Source organism: Streptomyces collinus, assembly GCF_031348265.1.
Classification (GTDB): Bacteria; Actinomycetota; Actinomycetes; order Streptomycetales; family Streptomycetaceae; genus Streptomyces; species Streptomyces collinus.
Genome location: NZ_CP133771.1, coordinates 3765473 through 3787877, shown reverse-complemented (window position 1 = coordinate 3787877; position 22405 = coordinate 3765473). Strand labels below are relative to the sequence as shown.

The following is a 22405-nucleotide window of genomic DNA, read 5'->3' as shown; positions in this document are numbered from 1 at the left end:
TTTCGGCCACGGCCCGCACGGCCGCCGTCCCCGCGGGCGTTGCACCCCGCGGTCGCTGCACCCCGCGGTCGCTACATCCCGCGGGAGGCGACACCCCACTCCGCGCCGCCCTCGCGTCCGCGGCCCTGGGTGACGAGCCAGAACGCCCACGCCAGGGACCACAGCAGCAGCCCGGCGGCGATCGGTGTACCGAAGATGATCAGCAGCCCGGCTCCGATGTTGGCTCCGATGCCCCCCGCGGTCAGGATCCGCCACCCCACACCGGCCATGAGCCCGAGCGCCACCAGCGGCCCGAGCACCCCCCACCAACGCTGGTCCATCGCCCCGCGCAGGGAGCGCCGCACGAGCACCACCGCACCGGCCACCGCCAGCACCAGCGCGAGCCCCCCGGCGACCGCGGCCACGCCGTCCCCGATGTCCCACGGCTGGAACGCGTAGTCCAGCTCGCTTGCCGGCAGCCCGGCGTAGTTCTGCTGCCCCATCAGCCCCCAGGCGGCCACAGGCACCCCGCCGACGAGCGCTGCCCCGGCCGCCACGATTCCCCGATTCGTCATACGCCCAGCATCGGGGGCGGCGCGGGGAGCGTCATGAGCACGCGTACTCAAGTACGACATGCCCTCAAGTGCCCGCATCCCGGCTGTCCCTGCGCTGTCGGTCCCGTCCCGTAGGGTGCCCGTCATGGCTCTCTCGGACATATCGCGCGTCGAGATCGAGAAGGCGATCGAGGAGTGCGACCGGCTCGGGCGTGAGGCCTTTCTGAAGGCGTACGGGTTCCGGCCTGCGCGTCGCTACCTGCTGGTGCACGAGGGCGGGCAGTACGACTCGAAGGCGATCGTCGGCGCGGCACACGGCTTCCTGCCCGGTGAACTCCCCCTGACCCCCAGCACACCCGGGTTCTCCGGCGGGGCGGACCACGCTGCCCGCTTCCTCCAGCGCCTCGGTTTCGACGTCGTCGCGGAGGGGCCGGCGGAGGACGGGCCGGACCATCCGGACCACGACGAGCTGATCCATCGCATCACCCACCTGAAGGTCAACCGCTCCGCGAACCACCGGGCCCTGTACAAGCCGATCGCGCTGCTGTGGGCCATGGGACGAGCACACCGCGGCGAACCCCGCCTCCTGCCCTGGACCGAGACCGAGGCCGCCCTCAAGCTGCTGTTGCAGCGGCACGGTCTGCGGGGGGAACGCCCGCGCCCGGACTACCCGATCGCGTCCCTCCACCACGACGGCGTCTGGGAGTTGCGCGACTTCACCGAACCGGTGACCACCGCCCACGGCGACGCGAGGGTGAAGCGCTGGTTCGACACCAACCAACCCCGCGGCGGCCTCGCCGAGCCCGTGCACGAGCTGTTCCGGCACTCCGCCGTGACCCGTCTCGCCGTCCTCGACGAACTCCTGGGCACCTTCTTCGAGGGCCTCGACCCGACCCCGCTGCTCACCGAGGTGGGCCTGGCCGGCATCGATCCGGCCGAGCCGGACACCGGGGCCGGTCGCACGCCGGAGCGGTGGCTCCTCACGGCCGCCGAGTACGAACGCGGCTGCGCGTTGGTCGAGGAGCGGGAAGCGCGGACCCACGGCCGCCGCGGCACCGGCACCACCCGCCGCCCGATCCGTTCCCGGACCGCCCGCTTCCTGGTCCTGAGCCGCAGCCGGGGCCGTTGCGAGAACCCCGACTGCACCGGCCAGCCAGCCGATGTGACCGACGACGACCATCCGATCCTCGAGGTCGACCACGTCGTGGACCTCACCCGGGGCGGCCGCGACCACCCGAGTCAGATGGTGGCCCTCTGCCCCAACTGCCATGCGGTGAAGACCCGGGGGCGCACCCGGGAGGCGCTGCGGGAGATTCTGCTCAGGGTGGCGTCGGAACGGCATGCGGACAGCGGTGGCGGAGCCGCGGGCCCCGGGCCGTCCCGCTAGCACCGCCTGCGGCGCGACGGCAGATGGGGTGCCGTCGCGCCGGGCTTTCAGGGGGCCACCGCGCGGCCCGTCTGCGGGGAGATCGTTCCCGCGCACAGGCCTCGGGACGCCAGGGTCTGGGCGATGCGGGGGACCGCCGCCAGGGTGTTGGCCGGCCAGTCGTGCATGAGGATGATCTGGCCGTTGGTGAGGCGGGCGACGGACTGGACGATCGACTCGGTGCTCGCGCCGTTCCAGTCCTGCGAGTCGACGTGCCAGATGATCTCGGTCAGGCCGTACCGGGCCGCGACCGACTTCACCGTCGCGTTCGTCTCGCCGTACGGCGGGCGGAACAGTCTCGGTGTGCCGCCTCCCGCGTTGGCGATGGCCTGCTGGGTGCGGGAGATCTCGGAGTCGATCTGCGCCTGGCTCAGCCGGGTCAGGTGCGGATGGGTGTAGCTGTGGTTGGCGACCCACATGCCGGCCGTCACCTGGGCCCGGACCAGGGATGGGTTGGCTGCCGCGTACTGCCCCTGGTTGAACATGGTGGCCCGCAGGCCGTTCTGCCGGAGCGCGCCGAGCAGTTTCGTCGTGTTGCCGGACGGGCCGTCGTCGAAGGTGAGTCCGACGTAGCCGGCCCCGCACGCGGCGGCCCGGGCCGGAGCGGCGGTCGAGGTCGTGGTGGCCGTGACCGTGAGGGCCGCGGCCGCCGTCGCCGCGAGGGCGGTCAGCACGCGCTTCGCCGTCACGATCCCACCCTGATGTTGGAGCTGCCGCTGCTCCGGTACCCCTCGGTCGCCATGATCATGTAGTACTTGAAGTTGCCCAGGGGCATCCCGGCCCGGGCCCACGCGTCGAAGTGGTTGCCGGCCGTGATGGTGCCGCCCGTCCGCTTCGACTGGCGCACGCTCCAGTACTGGTCGAAGGTCTTCGTGCCCTCGACGGACGGGGCGTTGTACCGCGTCGTCTTGTAGATGTCGTACGTGCCGCCGTCGCTGGTGACGGTGCCCTTGTACGTGCCCGTGGGCCGGTAGGTGCCCCAGTTGTCGACGATGTAGTACTCGACGAGCGGGTTCGCCGTCCAGCCGTAGAGGGTCAGATAGGCGTTGCCGGACGGGTTGAACGAGCCCGAGTACGTCACGGTGCGGCGGGCGCCGGTGCTCCAGCCCTTGCCGGCGACGAAGTTCCCGGTGTTCCGCCAGGACGTGCTGTAACTGCCGCCGGAGGACAGCGTCATGGAGACCGTGCCCGGCGCGTCCGTCCAGAACGAGTAGTAGTAGCCGTTGTCGGTGCCCGTCTGGTTCCTGGTGACGACGGTGTCGGCGTGGGCGGTGCCCGGCATGGTGAGGGCCGCCGCCGCGACCAGCAGCATGGTGCAGGTGCTGCTGATGAGCAGCCGGAAACGGCCGGATGACTTCTTCATGGGGTGCTTCCTCCTCGTCCTCGTGGGGTGGGTCGATGGGGGAGCTCTGTCATCCGGGAGTGTTGGCCGGGCCCTGTCAACTGTCAAGAGTTTCGGCGGTCGTTGCGAAATGTTCGGCACCGGGGCCGCTGTCGGGCGTGGTGAATTTCTGCTGTTTGAGGGTGGTTATTCCCTCCGAGGGCTCAAGTTCCTCTCATTCACGCGCGGAGGGCAGGGTTCCGCTCATCGAATGTTTCGGAGTGTTTCCGGATGGATCAAGCCGGGACCACACTGCGGCCCGTCTCGCCCGCAGCTCGTCCGGGTGACGGCGACCGTCGGCCGCTCCCCGCCGGACGGCTCCGCCGAGTGTCGCCAACGCAAACCCCGGGCCGGGGAGGAAGCGCCACTCCCTCCCCGGCCCGGGATCCTTGGACCGGTCGCCTGGGCCAGTCGCCCGGGTCAGCCGCCGGTCCGCGGCAGCAGGGAGACGAGCTTGCTGCCGTTCCGGGCGACCAGTACATCCTCGTAGAGCAGGAGTTGGGGCCTGTCCGCGATCCCGGGCCGCGGCTTGCCGAGGTCGGCGTGACCGCGCCAGACCTGCTTCCCCGTACGCAGGTCGAGTCCGGACAGCTCTCCGTCCGAGCCGAGGAAGTACACGACCCCCTGCCTCTTCGACGCCACGGGCGAGGCGAACTCCTGCATCGTGTCCTGGTCGGGCATCTCGACGCCCGCCGGGCGGGTCCACAAGGTCTTTCCCGTGGTCAGCGAGTGGGCCGAGGCCTTGCCCTGCCAGGACACGGAGATCAGACGCGTGGCGGGGGGTGCGTGGCTATCCCTCATGGGGCGAGTTTTCGCCCAGAGATAGTGTGCTGGCCATGGGTGTGGATCAAGACGGCGTGCTGCTGCCGCGGCTGCGGCCGGTCCACGTCGCGCGGCGAGCGGTGACGTTCGGCCTGCTGGGCGTGGTACCGCTCATGGTGGTGACCTTGAGTATCGATGGTCACAGCGATCGAGAGGAATTCCTGGCCGTCTTCAGTGCTGTGGGCCTCTTCGGTGCGTTCTTTCTTGTGGTCGGTGCCGGTTTCTGGTGGGCCAGTGCGGGAGACGTCCGGCGTCTGCGGGACTGGGGCACCGTCACGACGCAGGGCGCTGCATTGACCCTTGCGGGGCCGCTGTTCCTGCGCTCCGGGCTGTTCCTGCTTGTCCTGGGCGCTGCCGCATTCGGCTTGTACCACCTCGTGGATGCCGCACCTTACGACAGCTGGTTGCACGGCTAGAGCGCCCAGGGCCTTCCCGCCGGCGGCTACTCCAAGTGGTCGCGCACGACGTCGAGGAACGCCCTGCGGCTGGGGCGGATATAGGCCCAGACCTTCTCGTCCTGCGGCTCTTCCGGGTCGTCGGGGCCCTTTCTGATCACGTCCTGGACGTCGTAGGCCAGACGGCGTGCCGACTCGTTCACCTCGGACGCGCACAGCATGTGGATGGTCTTCTGCGCCACCCACATCCTGTCGATGGACTGTTTCGCCCGGGCCTGCCACTGCTCGTCGGCCAGGTGGTGGTGGTAGCGGTCCACGGCGACGCGCTCGGCTTCCTGCACCGCGGACAGGAAGTCGACGAGGTGGGCGACGCGTTCATTGCGACGCGCCTCGGCGCGTTCACGAGAGCTCCGCCGCACTTCGGCCCGCTCCGAAGCACGGCCCAACGAGTACTGGGCCAGGGTCGACACGAGGCCACCGAGCACAACGCCGAGGAACGGCAGGAACGTTGTCGAGGTCACGGCTCACTGTGGCACTCGCACGGCAGGTGTCGCGGTTCTTCGGGATATGTCATGCGAAGCGCTCGCACATGGTGTAGCGCCCATGGCGTGGTCAGCTGGCATCACCTGAACGGTGTCGCAGTTATCGCCCGACGCTCAGGTGCCGTCGGAGCTCACCGTCGTGCCATTCGTCGGTGGGTGTGAGCCCGGCGGACGGCTGCGGACTCCCGATGCTCGGGGTGGATATGAGCGACGACGGCGTCCACCGGCTGCCGGCCGAGCCAGTTCAGCCACGAGACGGCCGGATCGGGAGAGCCCGCGGTGATGCGCCGGTGGCGCGAGCGCAGGGCCTGCGGGGTGTCCGGAGTACCGCCGATGAAGGTGTGCAGGGCCGGAGGCCTCGGCTTCCCCGAGGTCCCGGTCCCCGCCGTTCCGCAGACCGGTACGCAAACGCACCGGGCCCGGTCCGGGCCGCAACACAGGGACGATCGACGACGTCAACGCCACTGCGGCGGCGCTGCGCAACGCCCCCTGCTTTCAGGGCTGCCAGGGCAGGTCGCGGCGGACCAGCGCCTGAGCGAATGGTTCTCCGGTGGTCCGGGCGTACGCCATCCGCTCGCGCACCTCGCCGAGGGTCCGTGGGCGGTAGCCGGGGCCGCCGCAGCAGCTCTTGTGGAAGCGCACACCGGCGTGCAGCAGTACGGACAGGGTGCGCCAGCCGGCGGTGTCCCGCCTCTTGGGTGCCGCGAAGGCGGAGCCGACGTGGATCAGTGGTTCGGCGCAGCGTGGACAGACCCTGTCGTTGTCGTGGTGGCCGGGGTAGGGCTGCTTGTACGAGGCCCGGCAGGGCAGGCAAACGTACGAGGTCTTTCCGTGCATCATGCGGGAAGGGTAGAGCTGCCGCAGGGTCGGGCTCGACGGATTTACGGCAGGCTGCGCGGGCTCTTCAGCACAGGTGGTGCCGCACATGCGCTGCGACTACCAGGGCCTCCGCCCGATGAACGAAAGCCCTTTTGGCCAGGTCTTTCTCTGTTTCCGCGCGACAGAATTCGAACCTGCGATCGGATCTGTGACACCCGCTTGCGGAGTTCGTTCGGATGCCAGGGATCGTCACGACGGCTGTCGGTGCTCCGTCCCCAAAAAGCGCGATCGATCGGCAGGGGTCCGAGACACCCTCCCGCGAAGACAGGAGGCAGGCCGCGCCGCAGAGGTGTGGGTGTCAACGGCAAGGGGGGAGGCCCAACCCCGTCTCTCTCTGCCGTTCACATGAGCAGCGGGTCGACCGGTGGCCATGGGTAGCCCAGTTGCTCGGCATCATGCGAACCTCCCCAGACCTCGGCGGTGGCACGGGGATCGCCTGCGGTCAGCCGCGCTTCAAGGAGCTCGGCTTGGACCGATGGGGCGTCCGCGGAGATCGGGAGCGTCATCCCGAACTGAAGCCAGGGCAGATCTGCGTCGGCCCGGTTACGGGGATGCATCAGGACGACGTGGATGCGATCGGGTTCCTTGCGGGAGGCCCAGACGCCTTCCAACGCGCAGTCCCACCTGACGAGCCAGTCCTCGCGTCTCCTCAGCCCCGCCTCAAGGAGCCGGGCAACCGCTCCTGCCGGCCACTCCCAACTGCGGTCCTCTCCGGCTCGCAGGACCTCGGCCTCGTACTGACCTGTGGTGAACCGAAGCTCCGGCAGGTCGAAGTCCTGATTGGCCAGGTCACGCCAGCCCGCCCAGACAACATGATCCCCGTCACGCGTGACGGTCATGTACAGCGCGCCACAGCACTCCTCCACGCCGCACCCGGACCAAGCGAGACGCACCTCGTGGGGCATCGCCGTGGCATGCAACGGCCCGTTGTGGTCCAGCAGATCCCTGGGGCCTACTCCCAGGTAACGGGAGCCTCCCACACCACCGGGGACCACCTCGGCCAGAAAATCCCGGCCATTGACGATCGGGCGGACCTCCAGGACGCCCTCGTCGGGTGGAGGGCACGCGATGCTCAGAGTGAGAAGGTCCGGTCTCGGGGTCATCGGCCAATGATCGCGGAGCTGGCTCGCAACTGTCCTGTGAATTCACGTGGCCCCCGCCCAGGGCGGCGGTCCGGGCCGCCTTCAGGCACGTGGGCCCCGGACATCCCGCCGGAACGTCGGGATGGCAGCCCGGGGAATTACGTGACCGTACCCATGGGGATGGAAGAGTGAGCGATACCGCGTGCCAACCTGACGCCGATTTGCTCCAAGCAATCCCCGACAAAGCCGCGTTGGTACGCTTCGCCGATCACTGCACCACCTGCCGGACGTGCTGTGCCAGGGACGACGAGGGCGCGAAGCTGGACCTCCCCTGCGCGGACCAGGACCGGCTGCACGAGGAGTACCGGCACTTCACGGGCCGCAGCCGATAGCCCCCGGTGGCCGGGCCGGTCTAACCCGCGTCACGGACGAGGAGTGCGATCTGCACGCGGTTGTTCAACCCGAGTTTGGCGAGCGAGCGGCTGACATGGGCCTTCACTGTGGTCTCGCTCATGCCGAGCTCTCGGGCGATATCAGCATTGGCCAGCCCGCGGGCCACCGCTCGGACGACATCCTGTTCGCGAGCGGTAAGGGCAGCCAGCCGTTCCTGCGCGGCCCGGGCATCTGGAGGCTGCCGGTCGGCGAAAGCCTCGATCACCCGCTTGGTGACCGTGGGTGACAGTACGGCGCTGCCGTCAGCCGCCGTACGGACAGCGGCGATCAGATCGCGCGGCGCGGTGTCCTTCAACAGGAACCCGACAGCCCTGGAACGCAGGGCGCTGTAGACGTACTCATCGCGGTCGAAGGTGGTGAGCATGAGCACCTTCGGTGGACTCGGCGACCGGTGGATCTCCCTGAGCGCGGACACGCCGTCCATACCCGGCATCTGCACGTCCATCAGCACGACGTGGGGGCGGTAGCGGGCTACGGCGGTGACGGCCTCCGCGCCGTTCGCCGCTTCGGCGACCACATCAATGTCGTCAGGGACCTCCAGGATCATGCGCAGCCCAGCCCGTACCAACGCCTCGTCGTCGACAATGAGTACCCGGATCATGCCGGAAGCCTCGCAGACACGGTGAATCCGCCGTCTTCCTTCGGCCTGGCGGTGAACTCGCCGCCCAGCAACTCGACACGTTCGCGCAGAGAGATCAGCCCGAGGCCGCTACCGGACATCCCCGACGTGCGGTCGTGTGGTGCGACGTTGTCGACCGTTACCTCCAGCGCAGAGGGGAGGCGTCGTAACACCACCTGCGTGGGGACCATGCCCGCGTGCTTGTGGATATTGGTGAGGGCCTCCTGGACGACCCGGTAGGCGGTGTGCTCCACCACGGCATGCAGCTCGCCCGCAGTTCCCTCGTCACGCCTTTCTATGGGAACGCCGATTGATCTCGACTGATCGAGCAGTGCGTCGATATCGGCCAGGGTCGGCTGCGGCAGGAACGACTCCGGCTCTCCGCCTCCGTGACGAAGGATCCCGAGAACGGCTCTGAGCTGGATAAGCGCCTCCTTGCCCGTAGTACGGATGAGCTCCGCCTCCGCTGCGGTCTTCTCGTCCGGCGCATTGATCTCCAGGGCCCCTGCGCGCAGGACCATGAGCGACACCTGGTGTGCCACCACATCGTGCATGTCCCTCGCGATGCGGGCGCGCTCCTCAACGCGCGCCCGCATCGCGAGCACGGCCTGCTCCCGCTCCAGCCGATCGGCACGTTCGCGCAGCCCGGCCACCACCTTCCCGCGCGCGCTGATCCACATCCCTGTCACCAGCGGAAGCCAGACGAACAGGGGCGCTCCGCCGAGCGAGGAGACGATGTCGACGCCGGATCGGGGCATCGCCGCCAGTAGGCTCGCGACCGTCGAGAAGATCGTCAGGTGGAGGGGGCGCCTCAAGGTGGTCGCCGCTACGTAGGTCGCCACCGAAAGCACGAGACCAGGTGACCGCACCACCGAGTCCACGGCTGCGAGCGCGAACAGCGGCCAACATCGTTTCGGAGCCATCCACACGCCCACGGCCGCCAGCAATCCGACCACCGCGGCCTGGAAGGATGCGGGCACCGGGGTCAGCCCGAGCGAGGAGTACGGCGTCGCACCGGGCAGGGCCGCCGGTACGAAGGCGCCGCAGAAGGCTGTGGCGGGAAGCGCGAACGAGACCAGTCGGTCACGCAGTGGCTGTGCACTCACCCGGTCACCGTAGACAGCCGCATCCGGGGCACGTCACCAACTCAGCCACCGTATAGGCCTGCAGGACTGGACGGAGCCGCTCCCGGCACGCAGCTCGGGGACTGCATCCCGTAGCACTTGGATGCCGAGCGGCACGAACACCAGGCACAGGACTCCGTTCGAGACGACGCCGTCGAAGAGCTGGCTCGCTTTGAGTACGCCTCCCCAGAGCGTCCCCGACCAGAGGAACAACAGGCAGCGCCCCGAACCGAACGTCCCGGACCGGAATGCTCCGATAGCCAGCAGCACCATCCCCACGTACTGGCAGGCGGACGCGCTCACGGGGATCCTCCCTGGCCCGTAAGAGATGTCCGTGTACGTGGTTGCCACGATCTCGACCGCCTCGTCGAGGCCGCGGGTCTCGGCCAGCTGGAAAGCTGCCTGGTCTACGCCGGCGAAGTACAGGCGCGCGAACAGCCCGAGGATGACGAGAGTGCCGCCCCACACGGCGAGACCCGGGCACCGCGCCGCGACGATCCTTGCGAGTGTGGCGAAGGCGGGCCATAACAGCAGGGCACCTGCGGCGAAGCACGCGTAGCCGGCCGTGACCAGCCCGGGGCTGTGCACATAGGCAGCCAACTGTGACGAAGCGGCGAAATCCTCGCCGAACTCCCCGAATCGGCCAGGCGTGAGGGTCCCCGAGTCGCGGGTCAGGTACCGGAGAAACAACCCGGCCGACCACACCACGGGGCCGAGGACGAGAGCCGCTCCCCCGATGATGCGGCCGGGGAACCATGCTTGTGGACGTATCGGAGGAGGCGTCTTCCAACTACCGCCCGCTTGGGCGGCCGTGTCTGTTTGCATCATGGCCAGCACACTGGATCACGGGTGGCGCGACGGCATCCTCCCATCGATCCGATCGGTGTCTCTTTAGTAGTGCTCATCATCGGGCGCTGCTGGACGCGGCCGGGTATCGGGGTTGCCGCACTTCGCTGCTGTATCGGTTTCGTGTGCTACCTGCTGGCCGCGGCTGCGGGCCTGTCCGCGTTGTTCGCCGCCGTGCCGGTGGCGTTCATCGTGGTCAAGCTTGCCGGGGCCGCCTACCTGGCCTACCTCGCCTGGAGCATGGTCAAGCCCGGCGGCAGCTCGCCGTTCGCCCCGGCCCAGGATCTGCCTCCGGTCTCCGACGCCCGCCTGTTCTCGATGGGGTTGCTGACCAACCTGCTCAACCCCAAGATCGCCCTTATGCACGCCGCCCTACTGCCTCAGTTCATGGACCCGCAGGCAGGCCCGGCCTGGGGGCAACTGCTCCAGCTCGGTGGTGTGCAGATCATCGTGGGACTCTCCGTGAACGCTCTGATCATGCTGGGCGCAGCGCGGGTCTCGGGGTTTCTGGCCGCCCGGCCCCGCGCCATGACCGCCCAGCGATTCACGGCAGGTGGCCTGCTCGGCGCCTTCGCGCTACGCACCGCCCTGTCCCGCACTCCTGTCAGCACCTGAGCCAGGCGTTCAGTGGCACCTGCGGGTGCCAGAGCACTCACCCCTGCCCAGCCCACCACTCACCCCGGCTGCCCCGCGCGGATGTGGTGCGGCCGAGCGAGGACGACCTTCCTCAGTCCGTGTACTCGACTCCGCGTATGACGCCCCGTGCCGGGCAGTCCGCTCACGCATGGCTCACACACGAAGCCCGCATCCTGCGGCAATACCGCCTCCAGCTCGAACGGCATCGTGCCGTCATGCACGCTGCGGTCCACACATGCTCCAGGACGGTGCTCGTCGCCGGACCGATAGCATCAGGGCTCCGGCGTGGCTCCCAGCAAAGGCGACGATCATGGATCCGGCCGAGGTAACTCCGCTTCCCGCGAGCATCAGCCTGCGCGAGTTGCTGATGGCTCTGGGCGATTCGCTGGTGGAGGTGCAGGCCGCTCCCGCCGGACTGGACGTCGAGATCCGCGGCGTGGCCCTGCTCGATCCCGAGGAGCCGCCGACCACTCAGCCGGGCGAACTGGCTCTCGTCATCGGTGCCCGTGGCCGAGCGGCTTATCCCGCGCTGCGGGCCGCCGGGCGCGACGGAGCCGCCGGCGTCGTGGTCAAACTCGATGGTCCCGGCCAGACCGCGGCTCTCAGCGAGACCGCCACCGAGGCCGGGGTCGCCCTGCTCTCGTTGCGCAGCGAAGCACGCTGGGAACAGGTGCACGCGTTGGCCCGCGCCGCCCTCGACGACGCGCAGCCGGGCCACCGCGGCGAAGCCGAGGAGAGCGACCTGTTCTCGCTCGCCCAGACCACCGCCATCCTCACCAGCGGCATCGTCAGCATCGAGGACGCCGCCAACCGGGTCCTGGCGTACTCCCGCTCCACCGACTCCGACGAGATCGACGACCTGCGACGGCGGTCCATCCTCGGCTGGCAGGGACCGGAGGCGTATCTGGCGAAGCTGCGCGCGTGGGGTGTGTTCCAGCACCTGCACTCCAGCGACGAGGTGATCAGCATCGACAGTCACCCCGAGCTGGGGATCCGCCGTCGGCTCGCGGTGGCCATCCGGTCCGGGGACCGGCAGCTGGGGACCATCTGGGTGCAGGAGGGCTCGACCGCGCTGTCCGAACGATCGGGCCAGGCACTGCTGGGTGCCGCCCGGGTCGCCGCGCTCCATCTGGTGCGCCGCCGCCGGGAGCTCTCGGAGGACCTGACGTTCACCCGGACCCTGCTGGCCGGACTTCTGGAGGGGAACACCGGGCCACAGCCGCTGGCCACCCACCTGGGGTTCGACGCGACCCGCCCGGCCGCCGTTCTGGGCTTCTCGTACGGAACCGCGGAGGTCGTCGCCGCGGCGGAGCTGACCCATGCCGAGGTCACCAACCTGGTCTCCGTGCACATAGCCGCCCGGCATCGCAGCGCGCTGGTCACGCAGGTCGATCCCCGCATCTACGTGCTCCTGCCCCAGTTGCCGCGCAGCATCGACATAGACACGCTGCGCGGCTGGGGTCAGGAGATCACCGACGCCGTACGCCGGCACCTGGGCCTGCCGCTGCGCGGCTCGGTCGGTTGCGTGGTGTCCACGCTCGGCGACGTCACGGAGTCGCGCCGGGAGGCCGACCGCATCCTCGACGCCATGCTGGGAGCCGACGTACCCACCGCGGTCGCCGCGCTGCCGGACATCCAGTCGGAAGTACTGGTCAGTGAGGTGCTGACGCTGCTGTCCGGCCATCCCGAGATACGGGATCCACGGCTGACCGCCCTCGTCGACCACGACAGCCGGCACCAGGGCAGCCTGGCGGAGACCCTTCTGACCTACCTGAATTCCTTCGGTGACGTACGGGCGGCCGCCGCCCAGCTGCATGTTCACCCCAACACGCTGCGCTACCGCCTTCGCCGGGCCGAGGAGCTGACCGGTCTCGACCTGAGCCGTCCTGACCAGCGTCTGCTTGCCATGCTCCAGTTGCGGCTGCCGCCCGGCACCTGATCCCGCTTCCCCTCCGCATTGGCGGGGCGTACAGCCATCGGCGACGAATTCGTCGTACTGGACAAGCCCGCCGTCCCATGACTCCTCATACGCTGGCGCAAATCTCCTCCCGTAAGTGAAACGGACCGCCTCTCATGAGGAGGCGGAGCGCAGCGCGGACGTGCGGTGACGACCCCATCACCTGCACGGCATCCGGATACCGCGCCCCGCACCCTGAACGCTTGCGGAACCTTCAAGGCCATGGCCCTCCCCCTGCCATACCGGCCTGCTCGTCCCCGCCGCTGAGGCGAGTGCCCCAGCAACCACGGCAGCCCCTCCCCACACGGCTTCCCCACCACTCAACGGATGGATGTCGACATGACCACACGTCCCCCAGATGCTCCGGCCCCTGACATCGCCCCACGTGCCGACGGTCAGTCCCCGGAGCAGGCAGGTCTGAAGGCCGGCCTCAAGAACCGCCATCTGTCCATGATCGCCATCGGTGGTGTGATCGGAGCCGGCCTCTTCGTGGGCTCCGCCTCCGGTATCGCCGCCGCAGGGCCCGGCATCCTGCTGTCGTACGCCCTGGTCGCGGCCCTGGTCGTGTTCGTGATGCGGATGCTCGGCGAGATGGCCGCGGCCTACCCGACCTCCGGCTCCTTCTCCGCTTACGCGGACCGGGCGCTGGGCCGCTGGGCCGGGTTCTCGATCGGCTGGCTGTACTGGTTCTTCTGGGTCGTCGTGCTCGCCGTGGAGGCGACGGCGGGTGCCGTGATCCTGGAAGGATGGGTGCCGGCCGTACCGCAGTGGGCCTGGGCGCTGATCGTGATGGTGGTCCTCACCGCCACCAACCTGATCTCGGTCGGTTCCTTCGGCGAGTTCGAGTTCTGGTTCGCCGGGATCAAGGTCGTCGCCATCGCGGGCTTCATCCTCCTGGGCGTCCTGGCGATCTTCGGTGTGCTGCCCGGCACCGACCATGCCGCCACGGGCTTCGGCAACCTCACCGAACACGGCGGCTTCCTGCCGAACGGCTCCGGAGCGATCCTCACCGGCATCCTGCTGGTCGTCTTCTCCTTCATGGGCAGCGAGATCGTCACCCTCGCCGCCGCCGAGTCCCCGGACGCGCGGCGGGCGGTCGCGAAGGCCACCCGGAGCGTGATCTGGCGGGTCGGCGTCTTCTACATCGGCTCGATCCTCGTCGTGGTCGCCCTGCTGCCGTGGAACGACCCCGCGATCGAGAAGAAGGGGTCGTACGTCGCGGCCCTGGACTCGATCGGCATCCCGCACGCCGGCGAGATCATGAACTTCATCGTGCTGACCGCCGTGCTGTCCTGTCTCAACTCCGGCCTCTACACCGCCTCCCGTATGGCCTTCTCCCTCGGGCAGCGTGGCGATGCCCCGCGGTCCTTCGTACGGACGAACGCGCGAGGTGTCCCGCAGCCCGCGATCCTGGCCTCCGTGGCCTTCGGCTTCGTGGCGGTCGCCTTCAACTACCTGTGGCCGGACACGGTGTTCCAGTTCCTGCTGAACTCCTCGGGCGCGGTCGCGCTCTTCGTGTGGCTGGTCATCTGCTTCTCGCAGCTGCGGATGCGGGGGATCATCCTGCGCGAGAACCCGGAGAAGCTCGTCGTCCGGATGTGGCTGTTCCCGTATCTGACGTGGGTGACGATCGCGATGATCTCGTTCGTCCTCGTCTACATGCTCACCGACGACAAGGAGGGGGGCGGACGAAGCCAGGTCCTGCTCTCCTTGCTCGTGGCCGCGCTGGTGATCGCGATCGCGCTGGTCCGGGAGCGCAGGCGCCCGGAAAGCACCAAGGACGCGGTCGCGCCTTAGCAGCAACGGCGTACGCCGCGCGCGGCTTTGGCCGAGATGACGTGGGGTGCCTGCTGTCTCGGAGCCGCGTACAGGTGCAGCCCCGCGCGCCTTGCCGGGCTTGCCCCTCCTCAGTCGGGCTTCCGGTCGACCGGAAGCCCGACTGAGGAGGGACGGTCGTGCCCGTCGAAACGGGAGGCCGCGGCATTGCCCCAGGGCGCCGAGAGGCGCGGCACGTGGTCCACCCACGCCAGGTCGGCCGTCGATATGAGCGACTGGCCGGCCACGGTCGCGGGGGTCACACCGGTGAACGCCACGACGTCCCGGTGCAGATGCGACTGGTCGGCGTAGCCGCAGTCGGCCGCGACCCTGGCCGCCTCCTGGCCCCCGGCCAGGCGAGTGGCCGCCCAGTCGAAGCGGACGAGCTTCACGGCGCGCTTGGGCGGCAGGCCGAGCTGCGCGTGGAAGCGGGACCACAGGCGCTTGCGGCTCCAGCCCAGCTCGTCGGCCAGCCCTTCGACCCGCACCTGGCCGTGCCCGGCGACGATACGGTCCCAGGCCCAGGCCAGCTCCGGCTCGATGGCGGGCCCCGCGGCGGACAGCCGGGCGAGGAACGCTTCGACGAGCGCGAAGCGTTCCTCCCACGAGGCGGCCTGGGCCAGCCGCTCGCACAGCCGGGATGCCCGCCGCTCTCCCCACAGGTCGCCCAGGGCCACCACTGAGCTCTCCAGCTCAGCAGGGTCCACGCCCAGCACGGCGCGCGCGATGGCGGGGGACAGGCGCACCTGCATCCACTCGACGTTCGCGGCCCGCACCCGCGCCGCGCCGCCGACGCCGAACCCGAGCCCGGTGACGAGGCTGCCGCGGTGCTGCCGCCCCGTCGACTCGTCGATGCCGAGCGCCGCTTCGCCGCAGGCCAGCGCCAGCGTCAGCACGGGGTGCGGGTCGAGCCGGTGGTCGACCGGAGCAGGGCCGCGGTCGCGCAGCCCCGCCAGGACGACGCCGGGTACGCGGCCCGGCCGGGCCGGGCGCGTGACCTCCCACACGGGGACAGCGACGCGCCGGCGCACGGCAGTTGACATGCGTCCATGCTACGGGCCCGCCCGGACGGAACATTTCTTCAAGCCACCGGGCCGCAGCCGCGGCGAAGGTGAGCGCATGACTTCCACCGGAACCACGGCGCCGCCACCACCGGGCGTGGCCCGGCTGTTGCGCCCGTACGCGGGCGGCTTCGCCGTCGTCATCGTCCTCCAGGTCATCGGCGCCGTCGCCGGCCTGGCGCCGCTGCTCGCGGTCGTCGAGCTCGGCCGTACGCTGCTGGCGCCGGCACCGGCCGACGACGGGCACGTGCGCGACGTCGTGATCGCGGGCGCGGCAGGGCTCCTCGTACGGCTGCTGTTCACGGCCGCCTCGTCCGGCGTCGGACACCTCCTCGACACCCGGGTGCAGCTGTCGCTGCGCCGGCAACTCGCCGCGCGGCTCGGGCGGGTGCCGATCGGCCGGCTCGCGCGGCGGCGCAGCGGGGAGCTGGCGAAGCTGGTGGGCGAGGACGTCAGCGCCGTGCACCCGCTCATCGCCCACACGCCGGGCCAGCTGGTCTCCGCCTTCGTGGTGCCGCTGGTCTCGCTCGGCTACCTCCTCACCGTGGACTGGCGGCTGACGCTGATCACGCTGATCCCCGTGCTGCTGGCGGTCGCGCTCGTGCCGCTGATGATGACCCCCGCGCGGCTGCGCGAGCAGAACGAATTCGACGCCGCGCTGGGGCGGATCTCGGCGTCGGTGGTCGAGTTCGTGCAGGGCATCGCGGTGGTGAAGGCGTTCGGCGGGTCGGAGCGGGCGCACGGCGCGTTCCGTACCGCGGTGGGCGACTTCACCCGCAGCTTCTACCGGATGGTGCGCGGTCTCTCCGGGGTCGCCGCCGGGATGCAGGTGGCGCTGTCGCCGCCGTTCGTGCTGCTGGCGGTGCTGGTCGGCGGGGCGTACCGGATCACCGGGGGCGGGCTCGCCCCGGCGGACCTGCTGCCGTTCCTGCTCCTCGGCCTCGGTCTGACCGCGCCCGTGGCCGCGCTCGGGCACGGCTTCGACGACCTGCAGACCGCGCGGCGCGCCGTCGGCCGCATCCGGGACGTACTCGCCGAGCCGTCGCTGCCCGAGCCCGTACGGCCGGTGGCGCCCGAGGGACACCGGGTGGAGCTGCGGGACGTCCGCTTCGGGTACTTCGGGTACTTCGGGTCCTTCGGGTCCTTCGGGTACGAGGACGGAGCGGCCGGGCGCGAGGTGCTGCGCGGGATCGACCTGGTGCTGGAGCCAGGGACGATCACCGCCGTGGTCGGGCCGTCCGGCAGCGGCAAGTCCACGCTGGTGCAGCTGCTGCCACGGTTCTACGACCCGACGCACGGCTCCGTGCTCCTCGGCGGCGTCGACCTGCGTGACGTGGGCAGCCAGGAGCTCTACCGGCGGGTGTCCTTCGTCTTCCAGGACGTCCGGCTGCTGCGCGCCTCGGTCGCGGACAACATCGCCCTCGCCGTCCCGCACGCCCATCGCGACGCCGTGGTCCGCGCCGCCCGCCGGGCGAGCATCCACGACCGCATCCTCGAACTGCCCCGCGGCTACGACTCGGTGATCGGCGAGGACGCCCGTCTCTCCGGCGGCGAGGCGCAGCGCGTCTCGATCGCCCGCGCCCTGCTCGCGGACACCCCCGTCCTGGTCCTCGACGAGGCAACCGCCTTCGCCGACCCGCAGACCGAGCAGGCGGTGCGCGAGGCGCTGGCGCAGACCCGGGAGAAGCGGACGACGCTGGTCATCGCCCACCGTCTGGAGACGATCGCCGACGCCGACACCGTCGTGATGCTGCGCGACGGCGAGATCGTGGAGCGGGGCACGACCACGGAACTCCTCGCGCGGAACGGCGCGTTCGCCGAATTCTGGAAGATCCACGCCGGTGCCGGTGCCGGTGCCGGTGCCGGTGCCAGTGCCGTGGAAGGGGAAGAGGCCCGATGATCAGCACACTGCTGCGTGTGCTCGGCCACGAGTACGCCGGGCCGGTGCGCCGCACCATCGCCCTGATGACGGCGACCGCCTTCGCCGAGGGACTGTCGTACGCCCTGCTGGTGCCCGTGCTGCGGGCGCTCTTCGGCAGCACACCTGAGGACGCCTGGCCCTGGCTGGCCGCCTTCGGCGCGGCGGTCGCGGTGTACGCGGTGCTGCGGTACGTCAGCGACCGCTCCGGTTTCCGCGTGGGCACGACGCTGCTGCACGGCATGTACGAGCGCCTCGGCGAACACCTCGCCCGGTTGCCCATCGGCTGGTACCAACCCGGCCGCACCGGCGAGCTGTCCGTCCTCGCGAGCCAGGGCGTGTTGCAGGCGATGAGCGTGATCGCGCACCTGCTGGCGCCGTTCATCTCCGCCTGTGTGACGCCGCTGACGATCGTCGCCGTGATGCTCGCCGTCAACTGGCAGCTGGGGCTTGCCGGCCTGGCGGCCGTGCCGTTGGTGGCCGCGGTCCAGCAGCGTACGGCTCGCGCGACGACGGCGACCGACGCGGAGCGCGTGGAACGCGAGCACGCGGCCACCGGCCGCGTCATCGAGTACCTCCAGGCCCAGCCGGTGCTGCGCGCCGGCGGTCGCACCGGTGAGCGATTCGGTCTGCTGGACGGCTCCCTGAAGGAACTGCGCCGCGCAGCCCGCCGCTCCACCCTTTCGGCGCTGCCGGGTGTGCTGGGTCTGGCGGTCACCGTGCAGGCGGTGTTCACGGCGCTGCTCGCACTCGGTGCGTACCTCGCCCTCGGCGGGGACATCAGCACGGCCGATGTACTTGCAATCCTGGTGCTCGCCGCCCGCTGCGCCGACCCGTTGCTGTCCCTCGCCGAGATGAGCGGTGGCATCCGCGCCGCCCGCGCCGAACTGACCCGCCTCGACGACGTCCTGAACACCAAGCCGCTGCCGGAGCCTCGCGCGCCGCGCGAACCAGCCCGTCACGACGTCGAGTTCGACGCGGTCACCTTTCGGCACGGCGACCGCGCGGTCGCCGACGGGGTGACGCTGTCCGTACCCGAGGGCCGGCGGCTCGCCGTCGTCGGGCCGTCGGGCGCGGGCAAGACGACCCTGCTTCAGCTGCTCGCCCGCTTCCACGACGTCGACGCGGGCGCGGTGCGGATCGGCGGCGTGGACGTACGGGAGATGGACTCTGCGGCGCTGATGGCGCGGATCGCCATCGTCTTCCAGGACGTCTACCTCTTCGACGGCACGATCGAGGAGAACGTGCGCCTCGGCCGCCCGGACGCCACCGACGCCGAGGTGCGGGCCGCGGCCGCCGCGGCCCGTCTCGACGAGGTGATCGAGCGGACGCCCGGCGGCTGGTCGGCGCACGTGGGCGAGGGCGGGGCGCTGCTGTCGGGCGGCGAGCGACAGCGCGTCTCCATCGCCCGCGCGCTGCTGAAGGACGCCCCGATCGTGCTGCTCGACGAGATCACTTCGGCCCTGGACCCGGTGAACGAGGCGGCCGTGCACGCCGGCATCGAGGAGCTGACGGCGGGCCGGACCGTACTGCAGGTGGCACACCGCATGGGGACCGTGCGCCGAGCCGACCGCGTCGCCTTCCTGGACGCCGGAAGGGTGGTCGAACAGGGCAGCCACGAGGAGCTGCTGCGACGCGCCGGCCGATACGCCGCGTACTGGGAACTGTCCCTGGCCGGAGCGGCGCGGGGCTGAGACCGGTGTCCTCGACGACACGCCCAGTCGGGGTCGGCGACTGATGAGACGGCCGGACAGGGTTGCTGGTGTGCGTCCCCGTCCGGTGCCGTCGATGTCAGCTGTAGATGTCAGAGCGCGGACGGACGCTGTACCTCGCTGTCGTCTCGATGCCTGAACCCAGCAGCCGCCAGCCGTCTGGATCGCTAGGCGCCGGGAGCCCGGTACTGGACTTGCCCGGCTTTGCGCAGGGCATCCATGGTCTCGTCGACGGTCAGGAGAACGGTCGTCTCGAACGAGCTGAGTGCGCCGCCTCCGCTGATCGCCAGGGCGACCGCAGCCATGGAGACGTTGTCAGGGGCCTCCCACAGGTTGTAACCGTCGCGGGTGCCGAACGCGTACCAAAAGCCGTGGAGCTTGCCGCCGACGGACTCGATGTACGACTGAGCGGCCTTTGCACGGTCCTCGGGGTTGCCGATGAGTCTCGCCCAGGTCTCCGGCGTGTAGCTGAACCTCGATAGATAGAGCGGCATCATGTCTCCCTTTCGTCCCAGCAAGGGATGCCCCCGCAGGGTGGGATACGTCTCTGACGCCGCCCTTGTATCCCCCGAACGGCCGGGATGATGACCGGCATGGCCACTGCCGGTGAGCGACCCAGCCCCCTCAGGGCTACAGCATCGAAGCCCTCGTGGCCCGGGCAACCTCCGGGCCGTCGGTTGGCTCACCGGTGCTTGTGCTTCCCTTGATTCCCCTCACGGTCTGGCACGGGCCGATCGGCTCTGGTGGTTCACGAGGTCGTACCCCCACCAGTGCGGCTGAGCACCCTTGCGTGCGGTGATGGACGATCAGTACTCCAGCCGTAGATCATGATCTCGATGGTGAGGGGCGCCGAGGAGACAGGTGGCCGGCGTCGATCGTCTGGACGAGATCGGCCACGCCATCGGGGGCGTCCGTTCCTTCTCGGCCTACGCGAGTCCGCCGAGACGGAGGGCGTCCCTCATCTCGCTGAGCTTCGCGGTCGTCGCCGGGGTCCGCTCCTTCTCCTGTTCACCGAGTCGGAGGGCATCCTCGATCTCGCTGAGCTTCGCTGAGGACAGGGCGCCCGCCCGCTCGATCAGGTCGTCTCGGGACACGGTGGTCAGCCACGTGCAAGGGGTAAAGCCTGGACGCGGCAACGCGAACCGCAGCACGCCTTCAAAGGGCAGTCCTTCCATGGCGCCTACTACCACTTCGACGCCCAGACCGCTGATGTCGACGCCCGCCGGAGCGACGACCTGCATCACCCGGATCCCGGACGCCTCGTCTCCCGACAGCAGTACGACCAGCCGCCGCTCGTCGAACTCGACCCACCAGACTTCGCCACGTTGCACATGTCCTCCTGACACGGGACGGCAGGCGGGTGCTGCGCGACCCTGACGCGCTGTGGAGACGGTGCGGCCACCGTTGATCATCGGTGTGTGAAGACTGAAGATCATGCGGTGGCCGCCGGTCACAGCGTAGACCCTGCCCGCTGGCAGGAGGCGTTCGAGCGCCTGATGAGCCGGATAGCGGGGCGGACTGCGCGGGTCGAACCCCGGCGTCGAGCGCAGCTGTTGGTGCTCGGCCTGCTGTCGGACCTGCCGCGCAAGAACTGCTGGACCATCGCCGAGTGGGCCGGGGAGGCCACCCCGGACGGCATGCAGCACCTGCTCGGCCGGGCCAAGTGGGAAGCCGACCAGGTACGCGACGACCTGCGCGAGTACGTGGTGGAGCACCTGCACGACGACCAGGCGGTGCTGGTGATCGACGAGACCGGGGACGTGATTGAAGGGCGCCGGCACGGTCGGCGTCCAGCGCCAGTACACCGGCACCGCGGGCAGGATCGAGAACGCTCAGGTCACCGTCTACCTGGTCTACGCCGGCCGGCGCGGGCACGCGGCAGTGGACCGGGAACTGTACGTCCCGCGCTCCTGCATCTCCGACCCCGACCGCTGCCGCGCCGCTGGGCTTGGCGGGGAGACCCCCTTCGCCACCAAACCGGAGCTGGCCGCCCGCATGGTCGCCCGGTTTCTGGACGCCGACCATCAGGCCGCATGGGGCGCGGGCGACGAGGTCTACAGCGGCAACCCCAAGCTGCGAGACGCGCTGGAGAAGCGCGGCACCGGCTACATCCTCGCGGTGGCCTGCTCGCACGAAGTCACTACCGGCGCGGGGAAGTTCCGTGCGGACACGCTGTCCAAGAAGGTGCCCAAACGGGCCTGGCAGAAGCTCTCCACCGGGGCCGGTGCAAGGGCCATCCCTTCTAGGACTGGGCCGTCATCGACGCGGTCACGCACCACCTGAAGCACTTCGCCGCTCCTGGCCGTGAGGGTCACGTCTTCGTCGGGCCGCATGGTGGGCAGTTGCGTCGCAGCAACTTTCGAGATCCCCGGCTAGGGGATGTGGACTCCCTGTGGACTTAGTGGCACGCGTGTGGCACGGAGCCGAACAAAGCGAAGGGCCAGCCTAGGAGGAAACCCTTCCTGATCTGGCCCTTCTTCTGGCTGTGCCCCCGGCCGGATTCGAACCTGCGACACCCGCTTTAGGAGTTCGATCAGCATCCGCTTCGCTGGCTGCTGTCCTCTGACGCGACGGTCGGGCAGAGATGCTGATGTACGCCGCCGTCCGGCCTCGTTGATGTCAGCCGTGGATGTCAGAAGTCGCCCGTTGAGCGTCGGCCGGCGTCGGTGGCGTCGCCGCTTTCCAGCAGCGCTTTCAATGCTGCCAGGTCCTTGACGTTCGCTCGCCGCACAGCAGCGGCCATCATCGGAGCGCTCACTCTGGCGAAGCCCGATGGCTCGCCGCGGTTGCGCAGCGTCATCCGGGTATGGTCGGCGTCCACTGGCTGCCAGGTGTACGTCGTCTCCATGGGAAACGGCCCCTGCTCGGTGCGCATCACGAGTCGTTCGGGGGAGTACTCGACGATTTCGTACGTGTAGGTCAGGGTGCGCCCCAGGAACCGGGCGACGAAGTCGAGCTTCGAGCCCACGGTGAGCGGCGGCGAGGTCCGCCAGCGAACCGAGACGATGTTGGCGTACCAGTGCGGCGCATTGGTCGGATCCCCGGCATAGGCGGCGACCTCCGCACAGGGGCGGGTGATCACGGTCTCGGTGAGGACGTCGACAGCCATAACCTCAACGCTAGTCCGGCCACTCATGCTCGGGAGCTCGACACACGTGCGGCCCGCTCAGCCGGCACGCCGCGACGGTCGACCCGTGACGACGG

Annotated in this window: 21 protein-coding genes and 2 pseudogenes; 8 read left to right on the top strand and 15 right to left on the bottom strand. The window is 69.8% G+C overall.

The genetic code is table 11. The features are described 5' to 3' along the window. Positions 1-71: 71 nt before the first annotated feature. Entirely contained in the window at positions 72-554 is a 483-nt protein-coding gene (locus RFN52_RS17005; protein WP_184847430.1) for a hypothetical protein, read from the bottom strand. 124 nt (positions 555-678) lie between these two features. Here RFN52_RS17005 and RFN52_RS17000 point away from each other — a divergent pair, with 124 nt between their 5' ends. Beyond that, on the top strand, positions 679-1920 hold the full coding sequence (locus RFN52_RS17000) for an HNH endonuclease (protein ID WP_184847428.1): 1242 nt from the start codon (positions 679-681) through the stop codon (positions 1918-1920). 47 nt (positions 1921-1967) lie between these two features. Here RFN52_RS17000 and RFN52_RS16995 read toward each other — a convergent pair whose 3' ends face one another. The 3 genes from RFN52_RS16995 to RFN52_RS16985 all read right to left on the bottom strand — a co-directional run bounded on the left by RFN52_RS16995 (position 1968) and on the right by RFN52_RS16985 (position 4141). Then, positions 1968-2651 (bottom strand): polysaccharide deacetylase family protein, encoded by a 684-nt coding sequence (locus tag RFN52_RS16995; protein ID WP_184853922.1) that lies wholly within the window; start codon positions 2649-2651, stop codon positions 1968-1970. Beyond that, complete coding sequence (gene xynA, locus RFN52_RS16990) at positions 2645-3322, bottom strand: endo-1,4-beta-xylanase XynA (protein ID WP_184847426.1); 678 nt, start codon at positions 3320-3322, stop codon at positions 2645-2647. Before xynA ends, RFN52_RS16995 begins: the two co-directional genes overlap by 7 nt. 438 nt (positions 3323-3760) lie before the next feature. Continuing rightward, entirely contained in the window at positions 3761-4141 is a 381-nt protein-coding gene (locus RFN52_RS16985) for an outer membrane protein assembly factor BamB family protein (protein WP_184847424.1), read from the bottom strand. A gap of 35 nt (positions 4142-4176) precedes the next feature. Here RFN52_RS16985 and RFN52_RS16980 point away from each other — a divergent pair, with 35 nt between their 5' ends. After that, positions 4177-4578: a DUF6336 family protein gene (locus tag RFN52_RS16980; RefSeq protein ID WP_184847422.1), complete on the top strand. Its 402-nt coding sequence runs from the start codon at positions 4177-4179 to the stop codon at positions 4576-4578. Positions 4579-4604: 26 nt separating this feature from the next. Here RFN52_RS16980 and RFN52_RS16975 read toward each other — a convergent pair whose 3' ends face one another. The 7 genes and pseudogenes from RFN52_RS16975 to RFN52_RS16945 all read right to left on the bottom strand — a co-directional run bounded on the left by RFN52_RS16975 (position 4605) and on the right by RFN52_RS16945 (position 9844). Then, complete coding sequence (locus tag RFN52_RS16975; protein ID WP_184847420.1) at positions 4605-5078, bottom strand: hypothetical protein; 474 nt, start codon at positions 5076-5078, stop codon at positions 4605-4607. A gap of 121 nt (positions 5079-5199) precedes the next feature. Continuing rightward, positions 5200-5452, bottom strand: a pseudogene (locus tag RFN52_RS16970) (GNAT family N-acetyltransferase); the annotation flags it as partial. A gap of 142 nt (positions 5453-5594) precedes the next feature. Then, entirely contained in the window at positions 5595-5939 is a 345-nt protein-coding gene (locus tag RFN52_RS16965) for a deoxyxylulose-5-phosphate synthase (RefSeq protein WP_184847418.1), read from the bottom strand. Between the two features lie 380 nt (positions 5940-6319). Continuing rightward, entirely contained in the window at positions 6320-7081 is a 762-nt protein-coding gene (locus RFN52_RS16960; protein WP_184847416.1) for a hypothetical protein, read from the bottom strand. 391 nt (positions 7082-7472) lie between these two features. Beyond that, positions 7473-8114 carry a response regulator gene (locus RFN52_RS16955; protein WP_184847414.1) on the bottom strand — a complete coding sequence of 214 codons (642 nt, stop codon included), beginning with the start codon at positions 8112-8114 and terminating at the stop codon, positions 7473-7475. Further along, positions 8111-9238, bottom strand: a complete 1128-nt coding sequence (locus RFN52_RS16950) for a sensor histidine kinase (RefSeq protein ID WP_229856743.1) — start codon at positions 9236-9238, stop codon at positions 8111-8113. The genes RFN52_RS16955 and RFN52_RS16950 overlap by 4 nt, the downstream gene beginning before the upstream one ends. Positions 9239-9271: 33 nt before the next feature. Next, positions 9272-9844 (bottom strand): hypothetical protein, encoded by a 573-nt coding sequence (locus tag RFN52_RS16945; RefSeq protein ID WP_311240977.1) that lies wholly within the window; start codon positions 9842-9844, stop codon positions 9272-9274. 261 nt (positions 9845-10105) lie between these two features. Between RFN52_RS16945 and RFN52_RS16940 the strand changes: the two genes are divergently transcribed. The 3 genes from RFN52_RS16940 to RFN52_RS16930 all read left to right on the top strand — a co-directional run bounded on the left by RFN52_RS16940 (position 10106) and on the right by RFN52_RS16930 (position 14492). Next, a complete protein-coding gene (locus RFN52_RS16940; protein ID WP_311240976.1) occupies positions 10106-10717 on the top strand; it encodes a LysE family translocator in 612 nt (203 codons plus the stop codon). Between the two features lie 331 nt (positions 10718-11048). Continuing rightward, positions 11049-12677 (top strand): PucR family transcriptional regulator, encoded by a 1629-nt coding sequence (locus RFN52_RS16935; protein WP_311240975.1) that lies wholly within the window; start codon positions 11049-11051, stop codon positions 12675-12677. A 357-nt stretch (positions 12678-13034) separates the two neighbouring features. After that, the gene (locus RFN52_RS16930; protein WP_184847408.1) at positions 13035-14492 is read left to right on the top strand and encodes an amino acid permease; all 1458 of its coding nucleotides are present in this window, start codon (positions 13035-13037) and stop codon (positions 14490-14492) included. A 110-nt stretch (positions 14493-14602) separates the two neighbouring features. Here RFN52_RS16930 and RFN52_RS16925 read toward each other — a convergent pair whose 3' ends face one another. Beyond that, a complete protein-coding gene (locus tag RFN52_RS16925; protein WP_184847406.1) occupies positions 14603-15553 on the bottom strand; it encodes a helix-turn-helix domain-containing protein in 951 nt (316 codons plus the stop codon). Positions 15554-15629: 76 nt separating this feature from the next. On the opposite strand from RFN52_RS16925, the gene RFN52_RS16920 reads away from it, so the two are divergent. Both RFN52_RS16920 and RFN52_RS16915 read left to right on the top strand, forming a co-directional pair. Beyond that, entirely contained in the window at positions 15630-17471 is a 1842-nt protein-coding gene (locus RFN52_RS16920; protein ID WP_184847404.1) for an ABC transporter ATP-binding protein, read from the top strand. Beyond that, entirely contained in the window at positions 17468-19183 is a 1716-nt protein-coding gene (locus RFN52_RS16915) for an ABC transporter ATP-binding protein (protein WP_184847402.1), read from the top strand. Before RFN52_RS16920 ends, RFN52_RS16915 begins: the two co-directional genes overlap by 4 nt. Before the next feature lie 185 nt (positions 19184-19368). Here the strand turns inward: RFN52_RS16915 and RFN52_RS16910 are convergent, their stop codons facing one another. After that, entirely contained in the window at positions 19369-19695 is a 327-nt protein-coding gene (locus RFN52_RS16910) for a GYD domain-containing protein (protein WP_184847400.1), read from the bottom strand. Positions 19696-20127: 432 nt separating this feature from the next. Next, the gene (locus tag RFN52_RS16905; RefSeq protein WP_184847398.1) at positions 20128-20532 is read right to left on the bottom strand and encodes a type II toxin-antitoxin system PemK/MazF family toxin; all 405 of its coding nucleotides are present in this window, start codon (positions 20530-20532) and stop codon (positions 20128-20130) included. Positions 20533-20697: 165 nt separating this feature from the next. Between RFN52_RS16905 and RFN52_RS16900 the strand changes: the two are divergent. After that, positions 20698-21492, top strand: a pseudogene (locus RFN52_RS16900) (IS701 family transposase); the annotation flags it as partial. A 341-nt stretch (positions 21493-21833) separates the two neighbouring features. Here the strand turns inward: RFN52_RS16900 and RFN52_RS16895 are convergent. Next, a complete protein-coding gene (locus tag RFN52_RS16895; protein WP_184847396.1) occupies positions 21834-22310 on the bottom strand; it encodes an SRPBCC family protein in 477 nt (158 codons plus the stop codon). Between the last annotated feature and the right edge of the window lie 95 nt (positions 22311-22405).

What these genes read in the sequence shown, in the direction of transcription:
- RFN52_RS16960 (WP_184847416.1), bottom strand. Translation starts at nt 7,081, where the DNA reads ATGACCCCGAGACCGGACCTTCTCACTCTGAGCATCGCGTGCCCTCCA.
- RFN52_RS16965 (WP_184847418.1), bottom strand. Translation starts at nt 5,939, where the DNA reads ATGATGCACGGAAAGACCTCGTACGTTTGCCTGCCCTGCCGGGCCTCG.
- RFN52_RS16985 (WP_184847424.1), bottom strand. Translation starts at nt 4,141, where the DNA reads ATGAGGGATAGCCACGCACCCCCCGCCACGCGTCTGATCTCCGTGTCC.
- xynA (WP_184847426.1), bottom strand. Translation starts at nt 3,322, where the DNA reads ATGAAGAAGTCATCCGGCCGTTTCCGGCTGCTCATCAGCAGCACCTGC.
- RFN52_RS17005 (WP_184847430.1), bottom strand. Translation starts at nt 554, where the DNA reads ATGACGAATCGGGGAATCGTGGCGGCCGGGGCAGCGCTCGTCGGCGGG.
- RFN52_RS17000 (WP_184847428.1), top strand. Translation starts at nt 679, where the DNA reads ATGGCTCTCTCGGACATATCGCGCGTCGAGATCGAGAAGGCGATCGAG.
- RFN52_RS16920 (WP_184847404.1), top strand. Translation starts at nt 15,630, where the DNA reads ATGACTTCCACCGGAACCACGGCGCCGCCACCACCGGGCGTGGCCCGG.
- RFN52_RS16930 (WP_184847408.1), top strand. Translation starts at nt 13,035, where the DNA reads ATGACCACACGTCCCCCAGATGCTCCGGCCCCTGACATCGCCCCACGT.
- RFN52_RS16910 (WP_184847400.1), bottom strand. Translation starts at nt 19,695, where the DNA reads ATGCCGCTCTATCTATCGAGGTTCAGCTACACGCCGGAGACCTGGGCG.
- RFN52_RS16935 (WP_311240975.1), top strand. Translation starts at nt 11,049, where the DNA reads ATGGATCCGGCCGAGGTAACTCCGCTTCCCGCGAGCATCAGCCTGCGC.
- RFN52_RS16980 (WP_184847422.1), top strand. Translation starts at nt 4,177, where the DNA reads ATGGGTGTGGATCAAGACGGCGTGCTGCTGCCGCGGCTGCGGCCGGTC.
- RFN52_RS16915 (WP_184847402.1), top strand. Translation starts at nt 17,468, where the DNA reads ATGATCAGCACACTGCTGCGTGTGCTCGGCCACGAGTACGCCGGGCCG.
- RFN52_RS16925 (WP_184847406.1), bottom strand. Translation starts at nt 15,553, where the DNA reads ATGTCAACTGCCGTGCGCCGGCGCGTCGCTGTCCCCGTGTGGGAGGTC.
- RFN52_RS16895 (WP_184847396.1), bottom strand. Translation starts at nt 22,310, where the DNA reads ATGGCTGTCGACGTCCTCACCGAGACCGTGATCACCCGCCCCTGTGCG.
- RFN52_RS16955 (WP_184847414.1), bottom strand. Translation starts at nt 8,114, where the DNA reads ATGATCCGGGTACTCATTGTCGACGACGAGGCGTTGGTACGGGCTGGG.